The 13,661-nt window shown below is 72.6% G+C and carries 15 protein-coding genes and 1 riboswitch; of the genes, 11 read left to right on the forward strand and 4 right to left on the reverse strand.

Going from position 1 to position 13,661, the window contains the following annotated elements:
• Positions 1-27 precede the first annotated feature (27 nt).
• On the reverse strand, positions 28-969 hold the full coding sequence (locus IM725_RS17865; protein ID WP_193781993.1) for a LysR family transcriptional regulator: 942 nt from the start codon (positions 967-969) through the stop codon (positions 28-30).
• Positions 970-1,056: 87 nt separating this feature from the next.
• Here IM725_RS17865 and IM725_RS17870 point away from each other — a divergent pair, with 87 nt between their 5' ends.
• The 4 genes from IM725_RS17870 (at position 1,057) to IM725_RS17885 (ending at position 3,807) form a co-directional block, all read left to right on the forward strand.
• Positions 1,057-1,761: a pirin family protein gene (locus IM725_RS17870; protein WP_193781994.1), complete on the forward strand. Its 705-nt coding sequence runs from the start codon at positions 1,057-1,059 to the stop codon at positions 1,759-1,761.
• 48 nt (positions 1,762-1,809) lie between these two features.
• Positions 1,810-2,256, forward strand: coding sequence for a DoxX family protein (locus IM725_RS17875; protein ID WP_193781995.1), 447 nt, complete (start codon positions 1,810-1,812; stop codon positions 2,254-2,256).
• Positions 2,253-2,807, forward strand: coding sequence for a flavodoxin family protein (locus IM725_RS17880; protein ID WP_193781996.1), 555 nt, complete (start codon positions 2,253-2,255; stop codon positions 2,805-2,807). Before IM725_RS17875 ends, IM725_RS17880 begins: the two co-directional genes overlap by 4 nt.
• Positions 2,808-2,910: 103 nt before the next feature.
• Positions 2,911-3,807: a pirin family protein gene (locus IM725_RS17885; RefSeq protein ID WP_193781997.1), complete on the forward strand. Its 897-nt coding sequence runs from the start codon at positions 2,911-2,913 to the stop codon at positions 3,805-3,807.
• A 57-nt stretch (positions 3,808-3,864) separates the two neighbouring features.
• Here the strand turns inward: IM725_RS17885 and IM725_RS17890 are convergent, their stop codons facing one another.
• The 3 genes from IM725_RS17890 to zapB form a co-directional block, all read right to left on the reverse strand.
• On the reverse strand, positions 3,865-4,680 hold the full coding sequence (locus tag IM725_RS17890) for a sulfite exporter TauE/SafE family protein (RefSeq protein ID WP_407692537.1): 816 nt from the start codon (positions 4,678-4,680) through the stop codon (positions 3,865-3,867).
• A gap of 473 nt (positions 4,681-5,153) precedes the next feature.
• On the reverse strand, positions 5,154-5,486 hold the full coding sequence (locus tag IM725_RS17895; RefSeq protein WP_193781999.1) for a cell division protein ZapA: 333 nt from the start codon (positions 5,484-5,486) through the stop codon (positions 5,154-5,156).
• The gene (zapB, locus tag IM725_RS17900) at positions 5,483-5,695 is read right to left on the reverse strand and encodes a cell division protein ZapB (RefSeq protein ID WP_193782000.1); all 213 of its coding nucleotides are present in this window, start codon (positions 5,693-5,695) and stop codon (positions 5,483-5,485) included. Before zapB ends, IM725_RS17895 begins: the two co-directional genes overlap by 4 nt.
• 35 nt (positions 5,696-5,730) lie before the next feature.
• Positions 5,731-5,984: riboswitch (cobalamin riboswitch) on the forward strand.
• 90 nt (positions 5,985-6,074) lie between these two features.
• Here zapB and IM725_RS17905 point away from each other — a divergent pair.
• The 7 genes from IM725_RS17905 to IM725_RS17935 form a co-directional block, all read left to right on the forward strand.
• The gene (locus IM725_RS17905) at positions 6,075-8,006 is read left to right on the forward strand and encodes a TonB-dependent receptor (protein ID WP_193782001.1); all 1,932 of its coding nucleotides are present in this window, start codon (positions 6,075-6,077) and stop codon (positions 8,004-8,006) included.
• Positions 8,007-8,011: 5 nt separating this feature from the next.
• Positions 8,012-8,821: an ABC transporter substrate-binding protein gene (locus IM725_RS17910; protein ID WP_193782002.1), complete on the forward strand. Its 810-nt coding sequence runs from the start codon at positions 8,012-8,014 to the stop codon at positions 8,819-8,821.
• Positions 8,814-9,719 (forward strand): ABC transporter substrate-binding protein, encoded by a 906-nt coding sequence (locus tag IM725_RS17915; RefSeq protein WP_193782003.1) that lies wholly within the window; start codon positions 8,814-8,816, stop codon positions 9,717-9,719. The genes IM725_RS17910 and IM725_RS17915 overlap by 8 nt, the downstream gene beginning before the upstream one ends.
• A 20-nt stretch (positions 9,720-9,739) precedes the next feature.
• Positions 9,740-10,705: a FecCD family ABC transporter permease gene (locus IM725_RS17920; protein ID WP_193782007.1), complete on the forward strand. Its 966-nt coding sequence runs from the start codon at positions 9,740-9,742 to the stop codon at positions 10,703-10,705.
• On the forward strand, positions 10,702-11,481 hold the full coding sequence (locus tag IM725_RS17925) for an ABC transporter ATP-binding protein (protein WP_193782004.1): 780 nt from the start codon (positions 10,702-10,704) through the stop codon (positions 11,479-11,481). The genes IM725_RS17920 and IM725_RS17925 overlap by 4 nt, the downstream gene beginning before the upstream one ends.
• 225 nt (positions 11,482-11,706) lie before the next feature.
• The gene (locus IM725_RS17930; protein ID WP_193782005.1) at positions 11,707-12,144 is read left to right on the forward strand and encodes a universal stress protein; all 438 of its coding nucleotides are present in this window, start codon (positions 11,707-11,709) and stop codon (positions 12,142-12,144) included.
• Positions 12,145-12,303: 159 nt separating this feature from the next.
• Positions 12,304-13,661 (forward strand): efflux RND transporter periplasmic adaptor subunit (locus IM725_RS17935; RefSeq protein ID WP_193782006.1); only part of this gene is annotated, 1,358 nt, incomplete at its 3' end.

Genomic DNA, 13,661 nt, shown 5'->3' on the forward strand with positions numbered 1-13,661 from the left:
CTTTGGGGCGGATGGGCATGGCTCGGCTCATTGTGGCATGGGGTGCGCTTCGAGCAAGGCTTGGCGCGTCGCCGGCCCTTCGAGTCGCGCCAACCACCAGCTCAGGCCGCGGCCCGGCGGCGTGCCGGCGCGCCACGCATAGTGGAAGCGCGGCATGCGCGGCGGCCGCTGCACCTGCCGCACCACCAGGCGCCCGGCGGCGATGTACGCGCGTGCCATGGGCTCGGGCACCCAGCCGCCGCCCAGGCCGCGCAGCTGCGCGTCCAGCTTGGCCTGCATGCTGGCGACGGTGAGCACGTCCTGCCCGGGGAGCAGGCCGGTGGTCATCGCCAGGCCGCGGCGCACCGAGTCTGCGACGGCGATGGCGCGATGCTTCTGCAGCACCGCATCGCCGATCGGCTCCTGGGCCGTGGCCAGCGGGTGGCTGGGCGCCACCACGAAAATGAAGGGCAGCACCCCCAGCGGCGCTGCCTGGATGCCTTGCGAGCTGGTGGCGTCCAGCGCGACGCCGATGGCCAGGTCGGCCTCGCCGGTGGCCACGGCCTCCAGCGTGCCGGTCAGCACCTCGTCGCGCAGCCGCAGGCGCGTGCTGGGCGCCACTTCGGTGAAGTCGCAGGCCAGCTCCATCATGGTGGTGGTGGACACCACGGTGTCCACCGCGATGGTGAGCTGCGACTCCCAGCCGTTGGCCACGCGGCGCACGCGGTTGGCCACGGCGTCGATCTCCTGCAGCAGGCGCTGGCCCTCGCGCAGCAGTTCGGCGCCGGCTTCGGTCAGGTGCGCCTGGCGCGTGCTGCGGTCGAACAGCAGCACGTCCAGCGCGTCCTCGGCCTGGCGCACGCGGTACGTGACAGCGCTGGGCACCAGGCCCAGTTCGCGCGCGGCGCCCGCGAAGCTGCCGTTGCGTGCCACGGCTTCGACCAGGGCGAGGACGTCGGGGGTGAGGGCTTCGCGGGCGGCCATGGTCATTCAATTTTTTTGAATGATGCCATCAAAGCGGAGCCACTGTCGGGCCCGGCAGCGGCGCCTACATTCTTTCCATCGAAAGGCATCGCCATGTTGACCCTGCGCAAATCTTCTGAACGCGGCTACGCCGACCACGGCTGGCTCAAGTCCTTCCACAGCTTCTCGTTTGCCAACTATTACGACCCCGAGCACATGGGCTGGGGCAACCTGCGCGTCATCAACGAGGATCGCATCGCCCCGGGCACCGGCTTCGGCACCCACGGCCACCGCGACATGGAAATCATCAGCTACGTGCTGCAGGGCAACCTGGCGCACAAGGACAGCATGGGCAACGTCAAGGGCATCCCGCCCGGCGACGTGCAGCGCATGAGCGCGGGCCGCGGCGTGATGCACAGCGAGTTCAACCATGCGCCTGCGCAGCAGACGCACTTCCTGCAGATCTGGATCCAGCCCAACGTGACGGGCATCGCGCCCAGCTACGAGCAGAAGACCTTCGAGGAGGCCGAGAAGCGCGGCCGCCTGCGCCTGGTGGCCTCGCCCGACGCCGCCCAGGGCTCGGTGCTGATCCATGCCGATGCGCGGCTGTACGCCGGCCTCTTCGACGGGAACGAATCGGCCACCCTGGCACTCGATCCCCAGCGCAAGGCCTATGTGCACCTGGTGCGCGGCGAACTGGCCGTCAACGGCCAGCCGCTGGGCGCCGGGGACGCCGTGCGCCTGGAGGGCGAGTCCAGCCTTCAGCTGTCGGGCGGGCGCGACGCCGAGGTGCTGGTGTTCGAACTGGCCGCCGGCTGATCCCATTCATTGATACGTTCCACCACCGTTCCACCAAGGAGACCCACCATGAAAACCCACCACCCCCTGGACGCCCTCCGGGACCCGGCCGCCCTGCTGGGCCGCATCCTGATCGCCTACCTGTTCGTGCCCGCGGGCTGGGGCAAGCTGACCGGCTTCGCCGGCACGGCGGGCTACATCGCCTCCATGAACGTGCCCATGCCGCAGGTGGCGGCCGCCATCGCCGTGGCCGCCGAGCTGGGCCTGGGGCTGGCCGTCCTGCTGGGCATCCAGGCGCGCTGGGCCGCGCTGGGCCTGGCCATCTTCACGGCCGTGATCACGCCCATCTTCCACGCCTTCTGGAATGCGCCCGAAGCGCAGCACATGATGCAGATGCTGAACTTCACCAAGAACCTCGCCATCATCGGCGGCCTGCTGGCCTTCGCCGCCTTCGGTCCTGGCCGCCTCAGCTTCGACGGCATCCGTGGCCGCGCCTCGCACGAGGTGCTGGCATGAGCCGGGTCGTCGTCGTCTACCACTCGGGCTACGGCCACACCCAGCGCATGGCCCAGGCCGTGGCGCAGGGTGCGAACGCCGAGCTGATCGCCATCGACGCCGAGGGCAACCTGCCCGCCGGCGGCTGGGAGCAGCTGGAGGCCGCCGACGCGATCGTCTTCGGCAGCCCGACCTACATGGCCAACGTGAGCTGGCAGTTCAAGAAGTTCGCCGACGCGTCCTCCAAGCCCTGGTTCGCCCAGAAGTGGAAGGACAAGCTCGCCGGTGGCTTCACCAACAGCGCCGGCATGAACGGCGACAAGCAGAACGTGCTGCTGGCGATGTTCTCGCTGGCCATGCAGCACGGCATGGTCTGGGTGGGGCAGGGCCTGATGCCCGCCAACACCAAGGCCGCGCAGCGCGACGACGTGAACTACCTGGTGTCCTACGCCGGGGCGATCGCCCAGTCGCCGTCCGATGGCGGCGCGCAGGACATGTCCGCCGGCGATTTGGAGACGGCGCGCCTGTACGGCCAGCGTGTGGCTGAGGTCGCCGCCCGGCTCAAGGGCTGATCAGCCAGAGGCCCGCCAGGCCAGGCCGCACCGCCCCGGATGGGCGGCTGCGGCCTGGCCTTTTTCATTGGCGCCGCGGCCCCGGCGCTGCTAGAGTGGCCCGATGGAAAGGATGCTGCTGTCCGGCCACGCCAAGGACCTGGGGGGTGGCTTCGTGGTGCGCCGCCTGCTGCCCGGCGTGCAGCGGCGCAACGTGGGCCCCTTCATCTTCTTCGATCACTTCGGCCCCGTGCTGGAGCAGCCCGGCGAGAACCACGACGTGCGGGCCCATCCGCACATCGGCCTGGCCACGGTGACCTACCTGTTCGAGGGCGCGATGATGCACCGCGACAGCCTGGGCACCGAGCAGCTCATCGAGCCGGGCGCCCTCAACTGGATGACCGCGGGCCGCGGCATCGTGCACTCGGAGCGCAAGCCCCTGGCGCTTCAGGGCCGGCCCTACACCAACCACGGCCTGCAGCTGTGGTGCGCGCTGCCCCTCGCGCACGAGGAGGACGCGCCCTCGTTCCGCCACATCCCGGCCGGCGCCATTCCGCAGGTGGCGCTCCCCCATGCGCAGGTGCGCGTGCTGGCGGGCGAGGCCTTCGGCGCCGTGTCGCCCCTGCAACCGCACTTCCGGACGGTCTACCTGGACCTGATGCTGGCCGCGGGCGGCTCGCTCACGCTGCCGCCCCTGGCGCAGGAGCTGGCCGTCTACCCGGTGGAGGGCGAGGTGCAGGTGGACGGGCAGGCCGCGCCCCAGGGCCGGATGGCGGTGCTGCCGCCGGGGCAGGGCGCGCAGCTCGCCGCGACCGCGGGTGCATGCCGCCTGGTCGTGGTCGGCGGCGAGCCGCTGGATGCGCCGCGCTTCCTGTGGTGGAACTTCGTCTCCAGCCGGCGCGAGCGCATCCTCCAGGCCAGCGCCGACTGGGAGGCGCAGCGCATGGGCGAGGTGCCTGGCGAGACCGAGTTCATCCCGCTGCCGCAGGCGCGCTTTGCGGCGGCCGAGCCGCGAAGCTGACCGTGCCGCGGCGGCCGAGCCGCGAATGGACCCCCGCGCGGCGGCGCCGCGCAGCGCTCAGCCCGCCAGGCCCTTGTAGAGCATGTAGGCCGCGAGCAGGTACAGGATGCTCGCGAAGATGCGCTTGAGCCGCGCCACCGGCAGCGCATGCGCGGCCCGGGCGCCCAGCGGGGCGGTGACCACGGAGCCGATCGCGATCACCGCCAGGGCCGGCAGCCAGATGTAGCCGAACGAGCCGGCGGGCAGGCCCTGCAGCGACTGCCCGGCGATGATGTAGCCGGTGACGTTGGCGGCCGCGATCGGGAAGCCCAGCGCCGCCGAGGTGCCCACCGCGTTCAGCATGGGCACGTTGCACCAGGTCATGAAGGGCACGCTGATGAATGCGCCGCCCGCGCCCACCAGCCCGGAGAGGAAGCCGATCGCGCCGCCCGCGGCCAGCTTGCCCGCGGTGCCCGGCATCTGCCGGTTGGGCGTGGGCTTGCGGTTCAGGAACATCTGCGTGGCCGAGAAGCCGACGAAGAGCGAGAAGAACACCGCCAGCCAGGCCCCCTTGAGCAGCTTGAACACGCCCAGGCTGCCCAGCATGCTGCCCAGCACGATCCCGGGCGCCAGGGCCAGCGCGATGTCCCAGCGCACGGCGCCGCGCCGGTGGTGGGCCCGCACGCTGGAGACCGAGGTGAAGATGATGGTCGCCATCGAGGTCGCGATCGCCATCTTCACGGCCAGGTCCGGCGCGACGTCGCGGTGCGAGAGGAAGAAGGTGATGAAGGGGACCATCAGCATCCCGCCGCCTATGCCCAGCAGGCCCGCGAGAAAACCGGTGGTCATGCCCAGGAGGGCGAGTTCGAGGAGAAGGGAAGGATCGATCGGCACGCGCGCGATTCTGACAGGGCTGCAGCGAGCAGGCATCGCCAGTGCCCGGCGCGCAGCGAGGCAAAGCGCGGCGCCCTTGCGCGAAGGCCGGCTTCACGCCGGCCTTCGCACACTGAACTCTCCACCTGCAAGACGCGCAAGCGTTTTGCAGGTGGACGCATAAGGCGTCTGCAGGTGCCACCGGACCTGTGGCCTGAACCGAGGTTCAGGTGGGCGAGGTCAACCTGGCGTTGGGATCATCTGACGCGAGACGTTCACGCCCGCCAGGGGATGTTCCAAGCCCTTGCTCAATGAGCATTGGTTCAAGGACATATGAGGCCCGGCATGCACCGCAGACACGGCCCGATTGTAGGGCGCGGTGCGCCGCGCAGGGGGGCCGGCGTGCAAGACTGCGCGCCATGCGCGGGCAAGCGATGGGCCATTGACAGGCCCCGCGACAACCGAACTGTGGAAGGGCTCGCGGCCCGGGCAGGCTAGAGCAGCCGGCCGTCCTCGCCCAACGCCGCGTCCAGCCGGCCCAGCAGCTGGGCCAGCCGGAGGTCCTCGGCGCCGTCTGCTGCGGGCGCCGGCGCGGCGGGCGCGGGGGCCGCGGCAACGGGCGCCTGCGGCCGGTCGGCCACGTCGAAGGCGAGGTTGAGCGCGGCCAGCACGGCGATGCGGTCGCGCGCCTTGACCTTGCCCGCATCCCGGATGCGGCACATGGCGCTGTCGACCTTCTCCACGGCCTCGAGCAGGCGCTGCTCGCCGCCCTCGGGGCAGGCCAGCAGGTAGCTCTGGCCCATGATCTGCACCTCGACCTGCTTCACGCGGCGCTCTTGATGTCGGGGAGGCGTTCGAGCAGGGCATCCACGCGCGAGCGGGCGGCCGAGAGGCGCGACTTCAGCGAGTCGCGCTCGTGCGTGAGCACCTCGACCTGCTGGGCCAGCAACGCATTGGTGCGCTGCAATTCCTCGTAGCGAACGAGCAGGCGCTCGACGCGTTCCGCAACCTGGTCGATCTGAGAGGCTGGTGCCATAGCGTGTCGATTGTAGGGTTGCGCCCGCCGTTCGGACCTAAAATGGGACCGTTGGTGCTCGCGGTGTGGTTCGCATGCCGCAGTTCAACGGGAAGCAGGGCGTGGCCGCGAACCCATCGACGGCCACCAACCTGCGCTGCCCCCGCAACGGTAAGCGGTCGGGCCTGGGCGCGAGCTCCGGCCTGTCTTTCGTCCACACAGCCACTGGGCCCGCCTGAAACAGCAGGCCTGGGAAGGCGACGGAAGCGAACCCGCCAGCCCGGATACCGGCCAACGAGGTGGATGGGCGTGCCTGGAAGAAGAGAAGGGCGTGCGCATCCGTGACGCCACAGGCCGGCGGGGAACCCGGCCCAGGCATCGTTTCGCGAGCATCACGACAATGCAAAAGTCTGTCCTTCCGCGCGCCTCGGCCCTGGCCGTCGCGCTGTCCGCCATCGCCTGCGCCCCTGCGGGTGCGCAATCGCTGGTCCTGCCGCCCACCGTGGTCACCGCCACCCGCTTCGCGGAGCCGGTGGACGCGCTGCCCCTGGGGGTGAGCGTCATCACCGGCGATGAGATCCGGCGCTCGGGCGCCACCACCGTCAACGAGGCGCTCATGCGCATCCTGGGCCTGCCCGGCCGCCAGGACTTCTACGGCGGCGGCGAATACGCCATCGACCTGCGCGGCTTCGGCGGCACCGCCGACCTGAACCAGGTCGTGGTGGTCGACGGTGTGCGCATCTCCGAATCCGACACCGGCGGCACGCGCCTGGCCGGCATCCCCATCGAATCGGTGGAGCGCATCGAGGTGCTGCGTGGCAGCGGTGCCGTGCTCTACGGCGAGGGCGCCACCGGTGGCGTCATCGTGATCACCACCAAGGCGGGCGCCGCCGGCCGGCCCAATGGCGGCTCGGTGTACGCCGCCGTGGGCAGCCACGGCCTGCGCGAAGGCCGTGCCAACGCCAACGTCTCGGCTGGCGAGGTGTCGCTGGACGCCTCCGTCGACAAGCGCGACGCCGACAACTACCGCCAGAACTTCCGCTCCCGCCTCGAGGCCGGCTCGCTGTCCGCGCAGTGGCAGCACGAAGGCCTGCGCCTGGGCCTGCGCCATGCCGAAGACTCCCTGCACGCCGGCCTGCCGGGCTCGCTCACGGCCGACCAGTTCGCCGCCGACCCCTCGCAGACCACCACCCCCGACGACCGCGCCAGCATCCGCAACCAGCGCACCAGCGTGAACGGCGACCTGAAGGTCGCGGGCTGGGAGATCGCCGGCGAGGCCGGCACCCGCGAGAAACGCCTGCGCAGCCTCAACAGCGGCTTCGCCTACGACTACAACATCCACGCCGAGGACGCCGGCCTGCGCGCCCGCCGCGAGGACCGCATCGCCGGCGTGGGCAGCAGCTTCACCGTGGGCCTGGACAACTCGCGCTGGACGCGTGACGTGCTGGGCGATTTCGGCACCACGGCGCACCAGGACAACCAGGCCTGGTACCTGAAGGAAGACCTGGGCTTCGCCTCGGGCACGCGCCTGTCCGCCGGCTGGCGCAGCGAGCGCATCCGCAAGTCCGAGAGCGGCTCGGGCAGCACGCTGGACGGCCACCCGCACGCCTGGGACCTGGGCCTGAGCCAGCAGCTGGCCCAGGGCCTCACGGGCTACGGCCGCATCGGCCGCAGCTACCGGCTGGCGAGCGCCGACGAGTTCAGCTACACCTCGCCCGGCGTGGTGCTGGCGCCGCAGGTCTCGCGCGACACCGAGCTGGGCCTGCGTTTCGCCCGCGCCGGCACCCGCGTGGATGCGCGCCTGTACCGCAGCATGCTCACCGACGAGATCGGCTTCGACCCCAACGCCGCGGGCCCCTTCGGCTTCGCCGGTGCCAACGTCAACTTCGACCCCACGCGCCGCCAGGGCCTGGAGATCGATGCCAGCCAGGCCTACTCGGCCGCGCTCGCCCTGCGCGCCAACCTGAATATCCGCCGTGCGACCTTCCGCGAGGGCCCGTACGCGGGCAAGGACGTGCCCCTGGTGCCGCGCGCGAGCTTCGCGCTGCGTGCCGAGTGGACGCCGGCGGCCTCGCACCACGTCGGCGCCGGCGTGCAGTGGGTGGACGCGCAGCACCCCGATTTCGACAATGCCTGCCGCATCCCGGCCTATGCCGTGGCCGACCTGCGCTACGCCTACGACTGGAAGCAGGCGGAGTTCTCCGTCGGGGTCAACAACCTGTTCGACCGCAAGTACTACACGCAGGCCTTCGGCTGCGCGTCCGGCACCACCTCGGCGATCTACCCCGAGGCCGGCCGCACCGTGCAGGCCGCCGTGCGCCTGAAGTTCTGAGGCCCATGGACGCCGCCTCGCTCGCCCCGCGCCGCATCGTCTGCCTCACCGAGGAGACGACGGAGTGGCTGTACCTGCTGGGCGAGCAGGCGCGCATCGTGGGCATCTCGGGCTACACCGTGCGGCCGCGCCGGGCGCGCGAGGAGAAGCCGCGCGTCTCGGCCTTCCTGACGGCGAAGATCGACCGCATCCTGGCGCTGGAGCCGGACTGCGTGTTCGGCTTCTCCGACCTGCAGGCCGACATCGCCGCCGCCTTGGTGCGCCAGGGCGTTCAGGTGACCGTGTTCAACCAGCGCAGCGTGCAGGAGATCTTCTCCATGCTGATGCAGGTGGCCGCCATGGTCGGCCAGGCGCAGCAGGGGCTGGCGCGCATCGCCGCCATGCAGGCCCGGCTGCAGGCCATCGCCGCGGAGGCGGCGGCGCTGCCGCGCCGGCCGCGCGTTTATTTCGAGGAATGGGACGAGCCCTGCATCAGCGCGATCCGCTGGGTGTCGGAGCTGGTGGGCATCGCGGGGGGCGACGACTGCTTCCCCGAACTCGCGGCCCGTTCCCTGGGCAAGGACCGCATCATCGCCGACCCCCTGCAGGTGGTCGCGCGCGACCCGCAGATCATCTTCGGGTCCTGGTGCGGCAAGAAATTCAGGCCGGTGAAGCTGCGGGCCCGGCCGGGCTGGTCGCCGGTGGCGGCCGTGCGCGACGGCGAGCTGCACGAGATCAAGTCGGCAGACATCCTGCAGCCCGGCCCGGCCGCCCTGACGGATGGCGTCGAGCAGATTCACCGCATCGTCATGGACTGGGCGCGCCGCCATGGCTGAGGAACGGCCGCGCCGCGCGCTGGCTTGGGTCCGTGCCGCGGCCTGGGCTCTGTGCGTGCTGGCCGGGCTGTACGGGGCGGCCGGGCTTGCGGCTGCCAGGGCGGCGACGCCTGCCCCTGACGCAGCGGCGCAGGCCGTGCCCCGCCGTATCGTGTCCATGCTGCCCTCGCTGACGGAGACGGTCTGCGCGCTGGGCCACTGCGACGCGCTGGTGGCGGTCGACGCCTATTCCGATTTCCCGCCGCAGGTGCGCAGCCTGCCGCGTGCCGGCAGCCTGGACGGCGCCGACGTGGAGCGCATCCTGGCCCTGCGCCCCGACCTGGTGCTGCTGGCCCGCTCCTCGCGGCTGGCCGAGCGGCTGCGCAACCTGGGCCTGCGCGTGGTGGTGGACGAACCCATGACGCTGGCCGACGTGCAGGCGTCCATCGCGCGCCTGGCCGCCCTGCTGGGCGAGCCTGCGGCGGGCGCTCGCCTGTGGGAGGGCATCGCGGCCGGCATCGATGCCGCCGCGCGCAGCGTGCCGCCCGCGCAGCGCGGCGAGCGCGTGTACTTCGAGGTCGACAGCAGCCCCTACGCGGCCGGCCCCGGCTCGCACATCGGCGAGCTGCTGGCGCGGCTGGGCGCACGCAACGTGGTGCCGCCCGGCCTGGGCCCGGTGCCGCGCCTGAATCCCGAGTTCGTGGTGCGGGCCGACCCCCAGGTGGTCATCGTCTCGGCGCGCGACGCCGCGGCCCTCAAGCAGCGGCCCGGCTGGTCCGCCCTGGCCGCGGTGCGGGGCGGCCGCGTCTGCGCGCTGTCGCCGGCCGAGGACGACGTGGTCGCGCGGCCGGGCCCGCGACTGGCCGAGGCCGCCCGGGTGCTGGCCCGCTGCCTCACTATGCCCAGGGGCCGGCCGTGAGGCGGGCCGCGCCCTTGTCGCTGGCGATCGCACTGGGCCTGATCGCGGCCCTGCTGCTGCTGGCCGGTGCCGGGCTGGGCAGCGAAGGCTGGCAGCCGCTCTGGGGCGCGGACGATGCCGCGTCGCGGGCCATCCTCTGGGACATCCGCCTGCCGCGCGCGGCCGGCGCCTGGTGCGCGGGAGGCCTGCTCGGCCTCGCCGGTGCCATCGCCCAGGGCCTGTTTCGCAACCCGCTGGCCGACCCCTACCTGCTGGGCAGCGCCAGCGGCGCGGCCCTGGGCGTGGCGGGGCTGCTGGTCCTCTCGGGGCTGTCGCCCATGGCGGCCGCGGGCTGGGCCGCGTCCTGGGGGCTGACCGGTGCCGCCTTCGCCGGCGCGCTGGGGGCGGTGCTCACCACCCTGGCGCTGGCGCGCGGCGTGCAGCAGACGCTGCGGCTGCTGCTGGCCGGCGTCGTGGTCGCCATGGTGTTCGGCGCGCTGGCCTCGCTGCTGATGTACGAGGTGCCGGAGATCCTGCGTTCGCTGCAGTCCTTCATGCTGGGCACCACCAGCTTCATCGCCGCCCCGGCCGCCGTGCTCATGGCCGGCACCCTGGCGCTGGGCCTCGCGCTGGCCGTGCCCGCCTCGCGCACCCTGGATGCGCTGGCCCTGGGCGAGTCCACCGCCCGCAGCCTGGGCACGCCCGTGGCGGGCCACCGGGCCCTGCTGGTGGCGGTGATGGCCCTGGCCACGGCCGCGGCGGTGGCCCAGGTCGGGCTGGTGGCCTTCATCGGCCTGGTGGCGCCGCACGTGGCGCGTGGGCTGGCCCGGCCCACCCACCGCTGGCTGCTGCCGCTGGCGGCCCTGGTCGGCGGCGTGCTGCTGCTGGCCGCCGACGTGGCCGCGCGCTGGCTGCTGGCGCCGCGCGAGGTGCCGGTGGGCATACTCACCGCGGTGCTGGGCGGGGGCTACTTGCTCTGGCTGATGAACCGGAGGCCGGGGCGATGACGGCTTCGCTGCTGCAGGTGCAGGGCCTGCGCGTGCAGCGGGGCGGCCAGGCCGTGCTGGACGGCATCGACCTGCAGCTGGCCGCCGGGCGCTGGGTGTCCGTGGTCGGCCCCAACGGCGCCGGCAAGTCCACGCTGCTGCAGGCCGCGGCCCAGCTGCTGCCGTACAGCGGCAGCGTGCGCTGGCTGGGCCACGAGGCGCGCCACTGGCCCGCCCGCGAGCGGGCGCGCACGCTCAGCTGGCTGGGCCAGAACGAGACCGGGGCCGAGGACCTGCTGGCCTTCGACGTGGTGATGCTGGGCCGCCTGCCGCACCAGGACTGGCTGGCCATGCCTTCGGCCGCCGACCTGGCGGCGGTGGAGCAGGCCATGCGCGAGACGCAGTGCTGGCCCTGGCGCCAGCGCCAGCTGGGCGAGCTCTCCGGCGGCGAGCGGCAGCGGGTGCGCCTGGCGCGCGCACTGGCCGTGCAGGCCCCGGTGCTGCTGATGGACGAGCCGCTGGCCAACCTGGACCCGCCGCACCAGTCGGACTGGCTGGCCAGCGTGCGCGCGCACGTCGGGCGCGGCGGCAGCGCCGTGACGGTGCTGCACGAGATCACCCTGGCCCTGCACGCCGACGAGATGCTGGTGGTCGAGGCGGGCCGCATCGCCCACCAGGGGCCCTGCGGCGACGCCGCCACGCACAGGGCGCTGGAGGCGGTGTTCGGCGGGCGCATCGCGGTGCGCGAGATCGAGGGCCAGTGGGTGGCACTGCCCCGGGTTCGGCCGGGCGACTGACACGGCATGCGCCCCGGCGGTGCCGCAGCGCGGGCGGTGCTGCAAGCCGCCCGCGGCGGCCGGCACGGCGTGGGGATCGCAGGGCGCAGCCGGCCCTGCAGTTCGCGGCGTTGGAGCCCGGCCGTGGCGGACCTAGGGTTTCACCTTGTCGCGCAGGCCTGCCAGGGCCTGCCCGGCCCGGCCCGCTCGGACTATGCTCCGGCCCATCAACTCCAGGAGCCTGCCATGTACAAGCGCATCGTGTTGGCCTACGACGGATCCGACGCCGGCCAGCGGGCCCTGCTCGATTGCAAGGACATCGCCCAGTGGAGCCAGGCCGAGCTCTTCCTGGTCGCGGTGATGCCCTCGGCCATGAGCTTCGTCGGCCTGGAAGGCGGCGTCTACGACGTGGAGCTGGAAGAGCGCGAAAAGAAGAAGCACCAGGCCGTGCTGGAGGACGGGGTGCGGCGCCTGGCGGAGATGGGCGCCAGCGCCACCGGCGAGGTGGTGGTGGGCGAGGCGGTGGACGAGATCGGCAAATACGCACGCCGTGTCGGCGCCGACCTGATCATCGTCGGCCACAAGCACTTGGACAGCTGGACGGCGCGCTGGTGGCGCGGCTCCATCTCGGGCGCGCTGATCGAGCACTCGCCCTGCAGCGTGCTGGTGGTCATCACCTCCTGATCCGCGCGGTAAACGGCCGGTAAAGTTCAGCCGCGCCCGCGCATTGGGCGGTGCGTGCTTCACCGCCGCTTCATGCAAGCCGGCGACAGCCCGGTTAGATTCGTGGCAGCGGCCGTGCCAGCCCCTGGGGGCGGCGCGGCCGATCCAACAAGGACTGCCATGGACGAACAGAACAAGAAAGGCCCGGACCTCCCACAGTCGCCAGTGCCTGGGCTCGTCGAGCCCCCGCCGCAGAGCCGGCGCACGCGCCTGGTGGGCGCGCTCGCCGCGCTCGTGCTGATGGGCGGCCTGGGCTGGCTGGCCTGGCACCTCACACATCCCGAGACGCCCGCGGCGCAGCCGGGGGCGCCGGGTGCGCGCCCGGGGGGCGGCGGGCCGGGCGGCGCGGGGCCGCGCGGCCCCGCCACCACGGTGGGCGTCGCCGTCGCCGAACGGGCCGACCTGCCGGTGGTGCTGGAGGCGCTGGGCACGGTCACGCCGCAGGCCACCGCCAAGGTGCGCGCCCAGGTCACGGGCACCTTGCAGCAGGTGCTGTTCAAGGAGGGCCAGCTGGTGCGCCAGGGCGAGGTCCTGGCCCAGATCGACCCGCGCCAGTTCGAGATGGCGCTGCAGCAGGCCACCGGCGCGCGCATGAAGGACGAGGCCCAGCTGCAGGCCGCCCAGGTGACGCTGCAGCGCTACCGCACGCTGCTGCAGCAGGACTCCATCGCCCGCCAGGAGGTGGACACCCAGGAGGCCACCGTCAAGCAGCTGGAGGCGGCGCTGGTGGTCGACCGGGCCAACGAGGGCACGGCGCGCCTGAACCTGGGCTACACGCGGGTGGTGGCCCCGATCACGGGCCGGGTGGGCCTGCGCCAGGTCGACGTGGGCAACGTGGTCTCGCCCGGCGATGCGAACGGGGTGGCGATCATCACGCAGCTGCAGCCCATCGACGTGCAGTTCAGCGTGCCGCAGGACCAGGCGGCCCTGCTGCAGTCGCGCGCCCGCGAGGGCATGAAGGCGGTGGCGCTGGACCGCACGCGCTCCACGGCCCTGGAAACCGGCGTCTTCGCCTCGCTGGACAACCAGGTCGACACCGCCACCGGCACCGTGAAGGCCAAGGCCCGTTTCGCCAACGCGCAGATGGCGCTGTTTCCCAGCCAGTTCGTCAACCTGCGGCTGGACGTGCAGGTGGTGCGCGACGCGGTGGTGGTGCCTGTAGCTGCGCTGCGCCACGGCAACAACGGCGACTTCGTCTTCGTCCTCAACGAGGACCGCACGGTCAGCCAGCGCGTGGTCAAGGCCGGGCAGGCCACGGTCGACAAGGTGCAGATCGTGCAGGGCCTGCAGCTGGGCGAGCGCGTCATCACCGAGGGCGCCGACCGCCTGCGCGACGGCTCGCGCGTGGTGCTGCCGGGCGAGGGGCGGGGCACGCCGGGGCCCGGCGGCTGGAGTGGAAGGCGGCCCGGGGCTTCGGCCGCGGCCGGCGGCGCCGGTGCGGCGCCGCAGGGGGCCAGCGGCCCCGCGGCCGCGGACAT

It is taken from the genome of Ramlibacter aquaticus (assembly GCF_015159745.1).
GTDB lineage: Bacteria > Pseudomonadota > Gammaproteobacteria > Burkholderiales > Burkholderiaceae_C > Ramlibacter > Ramlibacter aquaticus.

Excerpts from the sequence above, each read along its gene's own strand:
- IM725_RS17865 (WP_193781993.1), bottom strand. The coding sequence starts at position 969 with ATGACCATGGCCGCCCGCGAAGCCCTCACCCCCGACGTCCTCGCCCTG.
- IM725_RS17870 (WP_193781994.1), top strand. The coding sequence starts at position 1,057 with ATGTTGACCCTGCGCAAATCTTCTGAACGCGGCTACGCCGACCACGGC.
- IM725_RS17875 (WP_193781995.1), top strand. The coding sequence starts at position 1,810 with ATGAAAACCCACCACCCCCTGGACGCCCTCCGGGACCCGGCCGCCCTG.
- IM725_RS17880 (WP_193781996.1), top strand. The coding sequence starts at position 2,253 with ATGAGCCGGGTCGTCGTCGTCTACCACTCGGGCTACGGCCACACCCAG.
- IM725_RS17885 (WP_193781997.1), top strand. The coding sequence starts at position 2,911 with ATGGAAAGGATGCTGCTGTCCGGCCACGCCAAGGACCTGGGGGGTGGC.
- zapB (WP_193782000.1), bottom strand. The coding sequence starts at position 5,695 with ATGGCACCAGCCTCTCAGATCGACCAGGTTGCGGAACGCGTCGAGCGC.
- IM725_RS17905 (WP_193782001.1), top strand. The coding sequence starts at position 6,075 with ATGCAAAAGTCTGTCCTTCCGCGCGCCTCGGCCCTGGCCGTCGCGCTG.
- IM725_RS17910 (WP_193782002.1), top strand. The coding sequence starts at position 8,012 with ATGGACGCCGCCTCGCTCGCCCCGCGCCGCATCGTCTGCCTCACCGAG.
- IM725_RS17915 (WP_193782003.1), top strand. The coding sequence starts at position 8,814 with ATGGCTGAGGAACGGCCGCGCCGCGCGCTGGCTTGGGTCCGTGCCGCG.
- IM725_RS17925 (WP_193782004.1), top strand. The coding sequence starts at position 10,702 with ATGACGGCTTCGCTGCTGCAGGTGCAGGGCCTGCGCGTGCAGCGGGGC.
- IM725_RS17930 (WP_193782005.1), top strand. The coding sequence starts at position 11,707 with ATGTACAAGCGCATCGTGTTGGCCTACGACGGATCCGACGCCGGCCAG.